General features: G+C 70.8%; 10 protein-coding genes. 3 read left to right on the forward strand and 7 right to left on the reverse strand.

Annotation, left to right across the window (positions count from 1 at the left end; translation table 11 throughout):
• Positions 1-8 precede the first annotated feature (8 nt).
• A complete protein-coding gene (gene uvrA / locus EES43_RS05770) occupies positions 9-3071 on the reverse strand; it encodes an excinuclease ABC subunit UvrA (RefSeq protein ID WP_124267697.1) in 3063 nt (1020 codons plus the stop codon).
• 174 nt (positions 3072-3245) lie between these two features.
• Here uvrA and EES43_RS05775 point away from each other — a divergent pair, with 174 nt between their 5' ends.
• Together EES43_RS05775 and EES43_RS05780 are read left to right on the forward strand one after the other, a co-directional pair.
• Positions 3246-3935 carry a maleylpyruvate isomerase family mycothiol-dependent enzyme gene (locus tag EES43_RS05775; protein ID WP_124267698.1) on the forward strand — a complete coding sequence of 230 codons (690 nt, stop codon included), beginning with the start codon at positions 3246-3248 and terminating at the stop codon, positions 3933-3935.
• 10 nt (positions 3936-3945) lie between these two features.
• Positions 3946-4602 (forward strand): MBL fold metallo-hydrolase, encoded by a 657-nt coding sequence (locus tag EES43_RS05780; protein WP_124267699.1) that lies wholly within the window; start codon positions 3946-3948, stop codon positions 4600-4602.
• Between the two features lie 209 nt (positions 4603-4811).
• Here EES43_RS05780 and EES43_RS05785 read toward each other — a convergent pair whose 3' ends face one another.
• The 5 genes from EES43_RS05785 to EES43_RS05805 all read right to left on the reverse strand — a co-directional run bounded on the left by EES43_RS05785 (position 4812) and on the right by EES43_RS05805 (position 11977).
• A complete protein-coding gene (locus tag EES43_RS05785) occupies positions 4812-5840 on the reverse strand; it encodes a TerC family protein (protein ID WP_124267700.1) in 1029 nt (342 codons plus the stop codon).
• A 242-nt stretch (positions 5841-6082) separates the two neighbouring features.
• Positions 6083-8005 carry a TerD family protein gene (locus EES43_RS05790; RefSeq protein WP_124267701.1) on the reverse strand — a complete coding sequence of 641 codons (1923 nt, stop codon included), beginning with the start codon at positions 8003-8005 and terminating at the stop codon, positions 6083-6085.
• 110 nt (positions 8006-8115) lie between these two features.
• Positions 8116-8694 carry a TerD family protein gene (locus tag EES43_RS05795; RefSeq protein WP_124267702.1) on the reverse strand — a complete coding sequence of 193 codons (579 nt, stop codon included), beginning with the start codon at positions 8692-8694 and terminating at the stop codon, positions 8116-8118.
• 168 nt (positions 8695-8862) lie between these two features.
• Entirely contained in the window at positions 8863-10995 is a 2133-nt protein-coding gene (uvrB, locus tag EES43_RS05800; protein WP_124267703.1) for an excinuclease ABC subunit UvrB, read from the reverse strand.
• Positions 10996-11164: 169 nt separating this feature from the next.
• Positions 11165-11977, reverse strand: a complete 813-nt coding sequence (locus EES43_RS05805) for an MHYT domain-containing protein (RefSeq protein WP_124267704.1) — start codon at positions 11975-11977, stop codon at positions 11165-11167.
• A 239-nt stretch (positions 11978-12216) separates the two neighbouring features.
• On the opposite strand from EES43_RS05805, the gene EES43_RS05810 reads away from it, so the two are divergent.
• Positions 12217-13104: a glycerophosphodiester phosphodiesterase gene (locus EES43_RS05810; RefSeq protein ID WP_124267705.1), complete on the forward strand. Its 888-nt coding sequence runs from the start codon at positions 12217-12219 to the stop codon at positions 13102-13104.
• Between the two features lie 91 nt (positions 13105-13195).
• Here the strand turns inward: EES43_RS05810 and EES43_RS05815 are convergent, their stop codons facing one another.
• On the reverse strand, positions 13196-14122 hold the full coding sequence (locus tag EES43_RS05815) for a CDP-diacylglycerol diphosphatase (protein ID WP_241192329.1): 927 nt from the start codon (positions 14120-14122) through the stop codon (positions 13196-13198).
• Between the last annotated feature and the right edge of the window lie 329 nt (positions 14123-14451).

Here is a 14451-nt window from a genome sequence, read left to right on the forward strand (position 1 = left end):
GGGCTCGCTCACGCCTTGCGGGCGCGGGTCGCCTTCTTCGCGGTGGTGGCCTTCTCGGCCGGGGTCGCCCGGGCGGCGGTGGTCTTCTTCGCCGTCGCGGTCTTCGCCGTGGCGGTCTTCGCCGTGGCCGCCTTCTTCGCCGCCGGCTTCTTCGCCGCCGCGGTCTTCCCGGTGGCCTTCCTGCGCGCCGGGCCGCTCGCCGACGGGACGGCGGCCTCGCCGATCCGGTCAGCGTCCAGGACGCTCTGGAGGAACTTCCCGGTGTGGCTGGCGGGGACCGAGGCGACCTGCTCCGGGGTGCCCTCGGCGATGACCAGGCCGCCGCCGTTGCCTCCCTCGGGGCCCATGTCGATGACCCAGTCCGCGGTCTTGATGACGTCGAGGTTGTGCTCGATGACGATCACCGAGTTGCCCTTGTCGACCAGCCCGGAGAGCACCGTGATGAGCTTGCTGATGTCCTCGAAGTGCAGGCCGGTGGTGGGCTCGTCCAGGACGTAGACCGTGCGGCCGGTGGAGCGCTTCTGGAGCTCGCTCGCCAGCTTGACGCGCTGTGCCTCACCGCCGGAGAGGGTCGGCGCGGACTGCCCGAGCCGGACGTACCCGAGGCCCACCTCGTTGAGCGTGCGCAGATGGCGGGCGATGGTCGGGACGGCCTCGAAGAACTCCAGGCCCTCCTCGATCGGCATGTCCAGCACCTCGGCGATGGACTTGCCCTTGTAGTGGACTTCCAGCGTCTCGCGGTTGTAGCGCGCGCCGTGGCAGACCTCGCACGGGACGTACACGTCGGGCAGGAAGTTCATCTCGATCTTGATGGTGCCGTCGCCGGAGCAGTTCTCGCAGCGACCGCCCTTGACGTTGAAGGAGAAGCGGCCCGGCAGATAGCCGCGCACCTTCGCCTCCATCGTCTCGGCGAAGAGCCGGCGGACGTGGTCGAAGACTCCGGTGTACGTGGCCGGGTTGGACCGGGGCGTACGGCCGATCGGCGACTGGTCGACGTGGACGACCTTGTCGACGAGGTCGTCGCCGTCGACCCGGGTGTGCCGGCCGGGAACCGACTTGGCACCGTTGAGCTCGCGGGCCAGGTGGGTGTAGAGGATGTCGTTGACCAGGGTCGACTTCCCGGATCCGGAGACGCCGGTGACGGCGGTGAGGACGCCGAGCGGGAAGGAGACGTCGATGTCCTGGAGGTTGTTCTCCCGGGCGCCGTGCACGGTCAGGCCGCGGGACGGGTCGACCGGGCGGCGGACGTCGGGCGTCGCGATGGACCGCTTGCCCGAGAGGTACTGGCCGGTGATCGACTCCTTGTTGGCCAGCAGCTCCTTGAGCGAGCCTGAGTGCACGACCTTGCCGCCGTGCTCACCGGCGCCGGGGCCGATGTCGACGACCCAGTCGGCGACCTTGATGGTGTCCTCGTCGTGCTCCACGACGATGAGCGTGTTGCCCATGTCGCGCAGGCGCACCAGAGTCTCGATGAGCCGGTGGTTGTCGCGCTGGTGCAGGCCGATGGACGGCTCGTCCAGGACGTAGAGCACGCCGACCAGGCCGGAGCCGATCTGCGTGGCGAGGCGGATGCGCTGGGCCTCGCCGCCGGAGAGCGTCCCGGCCGCGCGGTTCAGCGAGAGGTAGTCGAGGCCGACGTCGACGAGGAACTTCAGCCGCTCGTTGACCTCCTTCAGCACCCGCTCGGCGATCTTCTTGTCCCGGGCGTTCAGCTTCAGCCGGCCGAGGAACTCGGCGCACTCGCTGATCGACATGGCGGCGACCTCGGCGATGGACCTCTCCATCACCGTGACCGCGAGCACGATCGGCTTGAGGCGGGTGCCCTCGCAGGTCGGGCAGGGCACCTCGCGCATGTAGCCCTCGAAGCGCTCCCGGCTGGAGTCGCTCTCGGCCTCGGTGTGGCGTCGCTTGACGAACTGCACCGCGCCTTCGAAGGCGGGCGTGGTGTAGGCGCGCTCGCGCCCGTACCGGTTGCGGTAGCGGACCTCGGTCTGGATCTTGTGGCCGTGCAGCAGGGCCTTCTTGGCCCGCTGCGGCAGCCCGGCCCAGGGGATGTCCGTACGGAAGCCGAGCGCCTTGGAGAGGGCGCCGATCAACCGGCCGAAGTACTCCTTGGTGTGGCCGTGCGACCAGGGGTGGATCGCGCCCTCGTCGAGGGACTTCTCCGGGTCCGGGACGATCAGCTCCGGGTCGACCTCCATCCGCGTGCCGATGCCGGTGCAGTCGGGGCAGGCGCCGAACGGCGAGTTGAAGGAGAAGGAGCGCGGCTCCAGCTCCTCGAAGGAGAGGTCGTCGTACGGGCAGTAGAGGTGCTCCGAGTACATCCGCTCGCGCTCGGGGTCGTCCTCGGGGAGGTCGACGAAGTCCAGCACGACCATGCCGCCGGAGAGGCTCAGCGCGGTCTCGACCGAGTCGGTCAGCCGGCGCTTGGCGCTGTCCTTGACGGTGAGGCGGTCGATGACCACCTCGATGGTGTGCTTCTCCTGCTTCTTGAGCACGGGCGGCTCGGAGAGCTGGACGGTGACGCCGTCGACCCTGGCCCGGCTGTAGCCCTTGGTCTGGAGGTCGGCGAAGAGGTCGACGAACTCGCCCTTGCGCTCGCGCACCAGCGGCGAGAGGACCTGGAAGCGGCTGCCCTCGGGCAGGCCGAGCACCTTGTCGACGATGGCCTGCGGCGACTGGCGGGAGATCGGCCGTCCGCACTGGGGGCAGTGCGGCTTGCCGATCCGGGCGAAGAGCAGCCGGAGGTAGTCGTAGACCTCGGTGATGGTGCCGACCGTCGAGCGCGGGTTGCGCGAGGTCGACTTCTGGTCGATGGAGACGGCGGGGGAAAGGCCCTCGATGAAGTCGACGTCCGGCTTGTCCATCTGGCCGAGGAACTGCCGGGCGTACGAGGAGAGGGACTCCACGTAGCGCCGCTGGCCCTCGGCGAAGATCGTGTCGAAGGCGAGGGAGGACTTGCCCGACCCGGAGAGCCCGGTGAAGACGATGAGGGAGTCGCGGGGGAGATCGAGCGAGACGTTCTTCAGGTTGTGCTCGCGCGCGCCACGGACGATGAGACGGTCGGCCACGCCGGTCCGCACCTTTCTAGAGAGAAGCGGGGGAACTGAGCCCCCGTTCCAGGTTAGGGGGGCGCCACAGCGATGTCGGAAGTTTTCGACTCCGAGCGTATAGCACGCACATTCGATTTACGGTCGCCCTCCGACTCCTTCACCCGAACGAGTGGCGGAGCTAGGCTCGGCCGCATGATGGATCATGCGCACGACCTGGGAGCTGTACGCGAGGCGACCGATCGGCTGCTCAGCGCGGTGGCCACGTGGGACGGCGCCGCCGTCGCCGAGCCGTCACGGCTGCCCGGTTGGAGTCGGGGCCATGTACTGGCCCACCTGTCACGTAACGCCGACGCACTCGGAAATGTTCTCCGCGGGCTCCCGATGTACGCGAGCAGCGAAACCCGGGACGCGGACATCGCGGCCGGGGCACCGCGCCCGCCGGCCGAGCAGCTGGCCGACCTGCGGCGGAGCGGGGACGGCTTCCTGGCGGTCGCTGCCCGGCCCGCCGACTGGTCCCGGACCGTCACCCTGCGCAACGGCGTGACCGACTCCGCCTCCCGGGTACCCTTCCGCCGCCGGATCGAGGTGGAGCTGCACCACGTCGACCTGGACGTCGGCTACGAGCTGGAGGATCTGCCGGCGGAGTTCACGGAGCGGGAGATCGCCGTCCTCACCGAGCGCTTCCACCGCCACCCCGACGTTCCGGCCACCGCCGTCGCCGACGAGGAGGGCCGGACGTGGACCACGGGCGGTGGCGCGGAGGGCGCACCGGTGGCCGTGCGCGGTCCGGCGGCCGACCTGCTGGGCTGGCTGTGCGGGCGGCGCGACGGCTCCGCCCTGGCGGTCACCGGCGGCCCGTTGCCCGCTCTGCCCCCGCTATAGGCTGAGCCGTATGACGTACAGCGGAGCGGTGAAGGTCGGCGGACCGGCCAGTGTGCACGAACTGACGGATCTGATGATCTCCAAGGTCGCGGTCGGCGGGATGAACAACAACGCCTATCTGCTGCGCTGCCGGGCCACCGGCGAGCAGTTGCTGATCGACGCCGCCGCCGAGCCGGAGACGCTGCTGGAGCTCATCGGCGACGACGGGATCGCGTCCGTCGTCACCACCCACCGGCACGGCGACCACTGGCAGGCGCTGGCGGAGGTGGTGGCGGCCACCGGCGCCCGGACGTACGCGGGGCGGTACGACGCCGAGGGCATCCCGGTCGCCACCGACGTGCCGGTCGAGGACGGCGACACGATCACCGTGGGCCGGGTCGAGCTGACCGCACGCCATCTCACCGGCCACACGCCGGGGTCGATCGCGCTCGTCTACGACGACCCGCACGGGGCCCCGCACCTGTTCACGGGTGACTGCCTGTTCCCCGGCGGGGTCGGCAACACGCACCAGGACCCCGAGGCGTTCACGCGTCTGCTGGACGACGTCGAGGCGAAGCTGTTCGACCGGCTGCCCGACGAGACGTGGGTCTATCCGGGCCACGGGCACGACACCACGCTGGGCGAGGAGCGGCCCCACCTGCCCGAGTGGCGCGAGCGCGGCTGGTAGGGGCCTGCCCCGCCGCCAGGACACGCACGAGGCCCGCGCACCGGAATCCGGTGCGCGGGCCTTCGTCGTTCCGGTGCGCGGGCCTCGTCGGCCCGGCGCGCGGAGGGGGCGCGGCACACGCGCGGCGGCCGGGACGCCGACTTCCGTCGTGCGCCCCGGCCGCCGCCGGTCGTCCTTCGCGGTCCGGGCCGGCCGGCCCGGACCGGGGATCAGCCGCTGATGCTCCTGGTCTCCTCGTCGGCCGGGCCGGCGACCTGGTCCGGCCCGTCCTTCTCCGCCTTGGCGGCCTCGGCCGCCTCCTTCTTCCGGCTGGCGATGAGGCTGGTGATCGTGGTGATCACCAGCACGCCGCAGATGAAGGACAGCGAGAACGGGATGGTGACCACGGGCACGTGCACACCGGACTCGTGCAGCGCGTGCAGCACCAGCTTGACGCCGATGAAGCCGAGGATCACCGACAGGCCGTAGCTGAGGTGGACCAGCTTCTTCAGCAGACCGCCGATGAGGAAGTACAGCTGGCGCAGACCCATCAGCGCGAACGCGTTGGCCGTGAAGACGATGTACGGGTCCTGCGTCAGGCCGAAGATCGCCGGGATCGAGTCCACCGCGAACAGCACGTCGGTCATGCCGATGGCGAGCATGACCACCATGAGCGGGGTCATGATGCGCTTGCCGTTGTTCCGGATGAAGAGCTTGGTGCCGTGGTACTTGTCGGCGACGCCGAAGCGGTGCTCGATCGACTTGAGGAGTCGGTTCTCCTCGAAGTCCTCTTCCTCCTCGTCGGCCCGCGCCTCCTGGATGAGCTTCCAGGCGGTGTAGATCAGGAACGCGCCGAAGATGTAGAAGACCCACGAGAAGTTCGCGATCACGGCTGCGCCCGCGGCGATGAAGATCGCCCGGAGCACCAGCGCGATCAGCACGCCGATCAGCAGCACGCGCTGCTGGAGGTGGGAGGGCACCGAGAACTTCGCCATGATCAGGACGAAGACGAAGAGGTTGTCGACGCTCAGCGACTTCTCGGTGATGAATCCGGCGAAGAACTCACCGGACGCCTGGCTCTCGCCGGCGACCATCAGGCCGACGCCGAAGATCACCGCCAGCGCGATCCAGACGATGGTCCAGATTCCGGCTTCCTTGGTCGACACGTCATGGGGCTTGCGCCCGATGAAGAAGTCGACGGCGATCAGGGCTGAGAGACCGAGAATGGTCAACGCCCAAAGGGTCCATGAAACGTCCACTGCGCCTCCGGCAGTTCGCTACGGCTACTGATCAGCGTCGTCGCTGCCGGAGGTCTCTTCCACCCTGGCGCACGGGATGCGCGCCGGGCCGACGCCCCGGGACCGGTCACAGTCCGTACTGACGGGAACGTCGCGCAAGGAATACTCCCCTCCGTTCCCCGAACAGTACAGGTACCACCAAGAAAAGGTAAAGATAAGGGTAAAGGGACGATTAACTCAGCAGGTCAGAGCCGTGTACGGGATCAGCGGCCGACGGTCCGGCGGGCCGCGGCCACCGCGGCGAGCACCTGCTCCAGCACCCTGCTCCCGGGTGGGACGGCCGCCGGCTCGAAGGTCCAGGCGTGGCCGACCCAGGGGTCGGCGAGGTGGTCGTCGGCGACCGGCGTGATCCGCAGGAGCGAACGCCACAGCGGGTCGAGCACCGGACCGTAGGCGCGGGCCTCCGCCCGGTCCGCCACGATCAGCAGGTGCACCCCGGCGGAGGGGCCCTCGTCGGCGAGGTAGCGGAGCTGGGTGACGGCCCGGTCGTCGAAACCGTGCGGGAAGTCGTTGATCACCAGAAGGTGTTCGGCGGCGTCCAGATCGGGCGGGAGCGAGTCCGCGGCGCCGGCCCGGACCGCCATCTGCATCAGGTCCACATGCCGGGTGAGGTGGGCGAGCACCGCCGCTACCCCGGCGGCCCCGGCGGCCGGAGGCCCGGCGAGAACGCCCGCGTCGACCAGGGGCGCCAGCTGCGGGGCGGCGGCGCCCGCCGGGTCGACGACGTGCACCGAGAACTCACCGGGCGGGTACACGGCCAGCAGCCGGGCGGCGAGCGTGACGGCGCTCTCGACGGCGAGCCGGCGCACGCCGTCGGCTCCTAGCAGATCGGCGGCCTCGGAGTCCGTACGGCCGCTGTCCACCCACACCCCGCGCTCCATCGGCAGCCGGACGAGCAGCGGGATGCGCAGCCCGGTCCGCTCGGGCAGGTGCAGGTCGCCGATCCGCAGGGCCATCGGCATGTCCATCGCCACCCCGGGGGCGTGCCAGACGGGGTTGGCCCAACCGGCATAGGCCGCGGGGAGGGCGGGTTCGACGACGGCGGCCTCGGCGGCCAGCCGGTCCAGATCGCGGTCGAAGACCTCGCGGGCGCGGGCGATCAGCTCGTCGCGCTTGGCGCGGGCCTCCTGGCGGGCGCGGTCGCCCGCGGCGCTGATCCGGTCGCGCGGGTCGGACAGCGCCCGGTCGAGCTCCCGGCCCATACGGGACTCGGCGAACTCCGCCGCGCTGCGCCAGGCCGCGGCGGAGCGCGCCAGGTCCTCGAACATGCCCCAGATCTGGTTGTAGAGGCGCTCGTCCATCGAACGGCCGGCCGCGTCCCCGGCGACCGGCCGCGCCTCCTGTCCGGGCCCGGCGGCGGGCGGGGGCGGCACGGCGGCGGGCCGTCTGCGCGGGTGGGCGTAGTCGATGGGGCCGGAGGGGGCGGCGGGGTCCGCGGACGCGGTCGGCGCGGTGGGGGCCGTGGCGGGGCGCGTGGGGCCGGCCGGGGCGCTGGGGTGTTCCGCGGTCCCCTCGGCCCGCTGTACGCGGCCGGCGGCGGTGGCCGCCCGGGGCGGCGGGGCGAGCGAGCGGGCCGCGCCCCGGGCGACCGCCTCGTGGACGGCCGCGGCCAGCTCCGCCGCGCCGGGCACGCCCTGGTCCGTGAGGAGGGCGGCGAGCCCGTCCGCGTACCCCTGGCCGACGGCGCGGACCTTCCAGACGCCGTGGCGTCGGTAGAGCTCCAGGGCGCTGACCGCCGACTCGGCGTCCAGCCCGGTGAGGGTGAAGCTCGCGACCTCCGTCCCGTCGAGTCCGGTGACGGCGACGAAGGGCGCGGCGGCGGCGCCGAACGTGGCCGGACCGCCGAGGCCCACCGGCAGGGCGAGCAGCACGGTGACCCGGCGCACCCCCGTCGGCAGGGCCTCCAGGTCGACGGCGAGCCGGTGCCCGGCCGCAGCCCGCGAGGAGACTTCGAGCCCGGGGAGCCGGGGCGAGCCGGGGTGGGCGATCCGCTCCACGCCCTGGACCACGCCGTGTTCGTCGCCGAGGGTGGCTCCGGCCACGACGGGCGAGCCCGCCGACACGCGGATCTCCAGACGGGTCCGGGGCAGCGGGTGGTTCTGGCCCCGGACCAGTTCGGCCGTCATGTGTCCCGTCCCCCTCGACGACTTGCCCGCGCCTGCGGGGCGCGGGCCGCGCCGTGCTGTGTCGTTTCGTGCGTGCTGGTTCGTGACGTGCGTGTGCGCGCGGTGACCTCTCAGAGCTGCGGCAGGATGGAAGGCATCAGGTCCTGGAAGGTGCGGCCGTTGGCCGGGTTCCCGAGGGCCGTCATCTGCCATCCGCTGCCCGCGCGGTGCACCTTGGCCATGATCTGCGCGGTGTACTGGCCGCCGCCGTCCAGCGTGTACCGGGCGAGCTCCTGGCCGTTGGTCTCGTCGACGATGCGGCAGAAGGCGTTCTGGACCTCCTGGAACGTCTGGCCGGTGAACGAGTTCACCGTGAAGACGATCTGGTCGATGTGGACCGGGACGCGCTGGAGGTCGACCAGGATCGCCTCGTCGTCGCCGCCGGAGCCGGCACCGCCGACCAGGTTGTCACCGGTGTGCCTGACCGAGCCGTCGTCGCTCACGAGGTGACGGAAGAACACGACGTCGACCGGCTGCTTGTCGGCGAAGAGCACGGCCGAGGCGTCCAGGTCGACCTCCCGTGTGCGCGAACCGAACAGGCCGCGACGCGGAGCCGCCCGCCAGCCGAGCCCCATCCGTACCGCGGTCAGGGTCCCCCCGTCGCTCTTCCGCAGGCTGATGGCCTGACCCTTGGTCATGTTGACCGTCACGCGCTGTCCCCTCTCCCCATGCACCGCATCCGTCCGTGTGCGGTTTCCCGCACCCTACGCATTCCCCCCGCCACCGCAGGAGACTCCGTCCCGTTTCGTGTCGGTCCTGCAACACATCGGCCGGGACCGACTCCCCCGGCGCTCCCCCGGGCGCCCGCGCGGCGAAGCTCAGGCGAGGCCCGCTTCCCTCATCTGGCGCAGCTCCTTCTTCAACTCGCCGACCTCGTCACGCAGCCGGGCGGCCACCTCGAACTGCAGGTCGGCGGCGGCGGCCCGCATCCGCTCCGTCATCTCCTCGATGATCCCGGCCAGTTCGGCGGCGGGGCGGTCGCTCAGCACCGCGCCGGGCGAGGCGGCCCGGCCCTTCGCGCCGCTCTTGGACGCGGCCTTGCCGCCGAGCGCCGGCACCGGGGCCTTGACGTCCTTGCCCTGGCGGTATCCCGTGCCGAGCAGTTGCTCGGTGTCGACCTCCTCGCGGGCGATGGTCGCGACGATGTCGTTGATCTTCTTGCGGAGCGGCTGCGGGTCGATGCCGCGCTCGGTGTTGTAGGCGATCTGCTTCTCGCGCCGGCGGTTCGTCTCGTCGATCGCCTGCGCCATGGCCGGGGTGACCTTGTCCGCGTACATGTGCACCTGGCCGGAGACGTTGCGGGCGGCCCGGCCGATGGTCTGGATGAGCGAGGTGCCGGACCGCAGGAAGCCCTGCTTGTCGGCGTCCAGGATGGCCACCAGCGACACCTCGGGCAGGTCCAGGCCCTCGCGCAGGAGGTTGATGCCGACCAGGACGTCGTACTCGCCGGAGCGCAGCTCGCGCAGCAGCTCGATCCGGCGCAGCGTGTCGACGTCGCTGTGGAGGTAGCGGACCTGGATGCCGAGCTCCAGGAAGTAGTCGGTGAGGTCCTCCGACATCTTCTTGGTGAGGGTGGTGACCAGGACGCGCTCGTCGCGCTCGGTGCGCAGGCGGATCTCGTGGACCAGGTCGTCGATCTGCCCCTCGGTGGGCTTGACGACGACCTCGGGGTCGACCAGGCCGGTGGGGCGGATGATCTGCTCGACGAAGCCGTCGCCGCGCGAGAGCTCGTACTTGCCGGGGGTGGCGGAGAGGTAGACCGTCTGGTCGATCCGCTCCAGGAACTCCTCCCACTTCAGCGGGCGGTTGTCCATGGCGGACGGCAGCCGGAAGCCGTGGTCGACCAGGGTCCGCTTCCGGGAGGCGTCGCCCTCGTACATCGCGCCGATCTGCGGCACGGTGACGTGCGACTCGTCGAGCACGAGCAGGAAGTCCTCGGGGAAGTAGTCGAGGAGGGTGTTGGGCGCGGTGCCGGGCGAGCGGCCGTCGAAGTGCATCGAGTAGTTCTCGACGCCGGAGCAGGTGCCGATCTGGCGGAGCATCTCGATGTCGTACGTCGTGCGCATCCGCAGCCGCTGCGCCTCCAGCATCTTGCCCTGCTTCTCCAGCTCGGCCAGGCGCTGCTCCAGCTCCTGCTCGATGCCGCTGACGGCCTTCTCCATGCGCTCGGGTCCGGCGACGTAGTGGCTGCCGGGGAAGACGTGCAGCGACTGGTCCTCGCTGATGACCTCGCCGGTCAGCGGGTGGAGCGTGGAGAGCGCCTCGATCTCGTCCCCGAACATCTCGATGCGGACGGCGAGCTCCTCGTAGACCGGGAAGATCTCGATGGTGTCGCCGCGGACCCGGAAGGTGCCGCGGGTGAAGGCGAGGTCGTTGCGCGTGTACTGGATCTCGACGAAGCGGCGCAGCAGCTGCTCGCGGTCGATCTCGTCGCCGACCTTGAGCTGGACCATGCGGTCCACGTACTCCTGGGGCGTGCCGAGGCCGTAGATGCAGGACACGGAGGCGACCACGACGACGTCGCGCCGGGTCAGCAGCGAGTTGGTCGCCGAATGGCGCAACCGCTCGACCTCCTCGTTGATGGAGGAGTCCTTCTCGATGTAGGTGTCCGACTGCGGGACGTACGCCTCGGGCTGGTAGTAGTCGTAGTACGAGACGAAGTACTCCACGGCGTTGTTGGGCAGGAGCTCGCGGAACTCGTTGGCCAGCTGGGCGGCGAGCGTCTTGTTCGGCGCCATGACCAGGGTGGGGCGCTGCAGCTTCTCGATCATCCAGGCGGTGGTCGCCGACTTGCCGGTGCCGGTCGCGCCGAGCAGGACGATGTCCTTCTCACCGCCGCGGACGCGTCGCTCCAGCTCGGCGATGGCCGCCGGCTGGTCGCCGCTGGGCTGGTAGGGACTGACGACCTCGAAGGGCGCCACCGAACGTTCGATCTGAGAAACGGGCCGCATGGAACCACCGTACGGCTCCCCACTGACAACGGCTCCGGAACCGCTCCGCCGATGCCCTCGGAACCCCTCCCCCCCCCGCGGCCCCGGATCAGCGTCGGGCGGCGGCGTCGCGTCAACGTCGGCAGCGCGTCAACATCGGCGGCGCGTCAACGTCGGCGACGGCCCCGCGTCAGCGCCGCCGACGGCCTCGGACCAGCGCCGGCAGCGGCTCGCGGGAGCGCCGGGCGGAGCGCCCGTCCCGGTCCGGTTCGCCCGCCACCGCCGCCGGGTCGAACATCACGACCACCGCCGCCAGCAGCAGGAAGCAGGCCGGGCCGATGAGCAGGGGGACGATCAGCTCGGCGGGGCGTCCGCCGGGGACCGGGCCGCCCGCGGCGGGATGCAGGTGGACGTCGAGGGCGGCCATACCGGTGTAGTGCATCCCGGTCACGGCCACGGCCATCACCACGCTCGCGCCGAGGCTGGAGAGGAAGCCGCGGCCGACGGCGGTGGCCCGGAGCGCGGCCGTCGAGGCGACCACCGCGATCACCACCGAGAGGGCCACCAGGGGCGTGTCGTAGGTCAGGTGCCCCTGGAGGCGCATGCCCGCCATGCCGAGGTAGTGCATGGACGCCACGCCGAGTCCGGTGATGGTGCCGCCGGTGATCAACGCCATGCGGGTTGCGCCCCGGTGTCCGACAATGAACGTGCCGATGCCGACCATGACGATGGCCACGGCCAGACCGGCGAAGGTGAGCGGTCTGTCGTAGGAGATCGGAGCCTCCTCGACCGTGAAGCCCATCATCGCCACGAAGTGCATCGTCCAGATGCCGGAGCCTATGGACAGGGCGCCCAGCCCCAGCCACCCGATCTTGAAGGAGCGTGCCGTGCGCAGGGACCTGGTGGTGCAGCGGAGCCCGAGGGCGGCTCCCATACCGGCCAAGAGGAAGGCGGCGACCGGAGTCACCAGTCCGTAGGTGAAGCCGTCGACCGTGCCCTGCATGCTGGTACGCCCTTCACGGAAACCCGGGTTCGAGAGGGGTCCCCGAAGGGCCAGGCCCGGCAGGCAGACATAAGGACGCCCATTTTATCCGTTCGGAACCGTGCCCGTGCTCCCCAGTCCACTCCGGTGCGCGCCGGTGGCGCGGATTCCGTTCATTCCGCGGCCATCGGCTCCCCGCTCCCCGTTGGTGGGCCGCTGCCACTCTCTGCGTGTCCGCACATCCGATGCGAGGAGTCCACGTGTTCGTACGCTCCGCAACCGCTTCCACCGCCGCCGCGGCCGTGCTCGGCGCCGGCGCCCTCCTGCTCCCCGTCCCCCGGACGCTGGCCTCGGACCACGCCTCCGAACGGCAGGGGAGCCCGATCGTCGTCGCCCACCGGGGCGCGTCGGGCTACGCCCCGGAGAACACGCTCGCCGCCATCGACGCCGCGGACGCGCTCGGCGCCGACTGGGTGGAGAACGACGTGCAGCGCACCAGGGACGGCGTTCTCGTGGTCCTGCACGACACCGATCTGAAGCGCACGACGAACGTCGAGGAGGTGTTCCCCGACCGTGCGCCGTGGGCGGTGAAGGACTTCACGGCGGCCGAGGTGTCGAGGCTCGACGCGGGCAGCTGGTTCGGCCCGCGGTTCGCCGGGGCCCGGGTCCCGACGCTGACCCGCTTCCTGCACCGGCTGGAGCGCAACGACCAGAAGCTGCTGCTGGAGATCAAGAGCCCGCAGACCTATCCGGGCATCGAGCGCGACATCCTGCGCGTGCTGCGCAAGGAGGGGTGGCTGGACCGCTCGCACGTACGGGACCGGCTGGTCGTCCAGAGCTTCGGCGTCGACAGCGTGCGGACGGTGCGCGCCCTGCGCCCCGACGTCACCACCGGCTTCCTGGGCACGCCGGCGGTCGCCGATCTCCCCTCGTACGCGGTGTTCGCCGATCAGATCAACCCCTCGTACGCGACGATCAGCGCCGACTACGTGGCGGCCGTGCAGCGGCTGAAGGGAGCACACGGCAAACCCCTGCGGGTGAACACGTGGACGGTCAACGACGCGAAGAAGGCGGCCACGGCCCGGTCGTACGGGGTCGACGGCATCATCAGCAACTTCCCGGACGTGGTGCGCCACGCCACGGGCTGACGGTGGCGCCGAGCCCCGTCGGGCCGCTGCTGCTCGACGGGGCTCGGGGCGGAACGGAGACGGACGTTCCGGGAGGGTCGCCGACTCGGCGTCAGCTGTACACGAGCAGGTGGTCGCACGTGCTCGTTCCGTCGTGGAGCGAGTTGTCGCTGCTGAGGACGTAGAAGGTCCCGGCGAATCCGGCGGACGTCATCTTCGGCACCACGATCAGGGTCTGGTCCGCCATGTCCAACCCGGCCGGCATCACCACGTACCGGTTCACCAGCGCGAAGAGGTTCTGATCGAGATTCGGCAGCCTGAGGGCCCGGTAGGTCCGATCCCCCGAGCCCGGGGCGCCCTCGATGGACACCTGGAAGGCCGATGAACCCCATTGGGCGGGATTGGCGGTGACCCGTCCCATCGTTTCGAGTTCCTGGAGTCGTCTCTGCGTCCTCGACCGGATACCGGCCATGTGGATATGCAACTGGTTCAGGCGCCGGGCGCTCTGCGAGTTGATTCCCAGTCCGATATCGGCGTAGCGCACGGGGACGCTTCCCCCGCTCCTCGCGTTCTGCCATGCGTCGTTCCAGTAGTTCTCCACCCCGGAGCTCAGGAGAAACGGGCATTCGATTCCCGTGATCCGACAACTGGGAACCATGAGGTAGTTGTGCTGGTTCTCGGGCTTTCCGTGCAGCACGACGTAGTTCGGCGTCACCTTCAAGCACTCGGGCTTGGGCTGCGGCGGTGGCGGCGGCGTCCCCTGCGTGCAGTACCGGACGTCGCGCCACAGCGGATCGTTGTCGGTGGGCCTGCCGCAGACGGACTGGAGCTGGGCGGGCGGGCAAGGGCTCTGGCCCGACCCGGGTGGAGGGGTGGGGCAGGATTCGGGCGGGGTCCCGCCGGGTGCCGGGCCGCCGGCCGCCGCGGCCGTGCTCCCCATCGACCCGGCACCGGTCAGCAGGACCGCCGCCCCCATGGCGCCGGAGAACGCCACGAATTGACGCCGGGGCAGCTCGTCCGCATTCTGTTGGCCATTCATGCGTGATCTCCTGTGGTGATGACCGGCGCTTGGATCATGGGCCGGAATTCGAGCGTCCGCTGAAACGCTCACAGGGTAGGCGGTGGCCGGCGAATTACCCGTGGCCGGAAGGGGAGATCGGCATCGGTTCCGCCGTTCGGCCGCCGCCTGAGGGTTTGCGCGTTGTCTCTGGCGAGCGCGCGACGATTCCGGGCCCGACGTCACGGCCGGTGCCCGGTCAGCGCGGTCCACCGTCGCCTGTTCCGTCGACCCGTCGGGCCGTCGGGCCGTCGGGCCGTCGGGCCGTCGAACCGTCGGGCCGCGCCGACCGACCCGGCGCGTCGGGCGGT

Source organism: Streptomyces sp. ADI96-02 (assembly GCF_003846185.1).
Classification (GTDB): domain Bacteria; phylum Actinomycetota; class Actinomycetes; order Streptomycetales; family Streptomycetaceae; genus Streptomyces.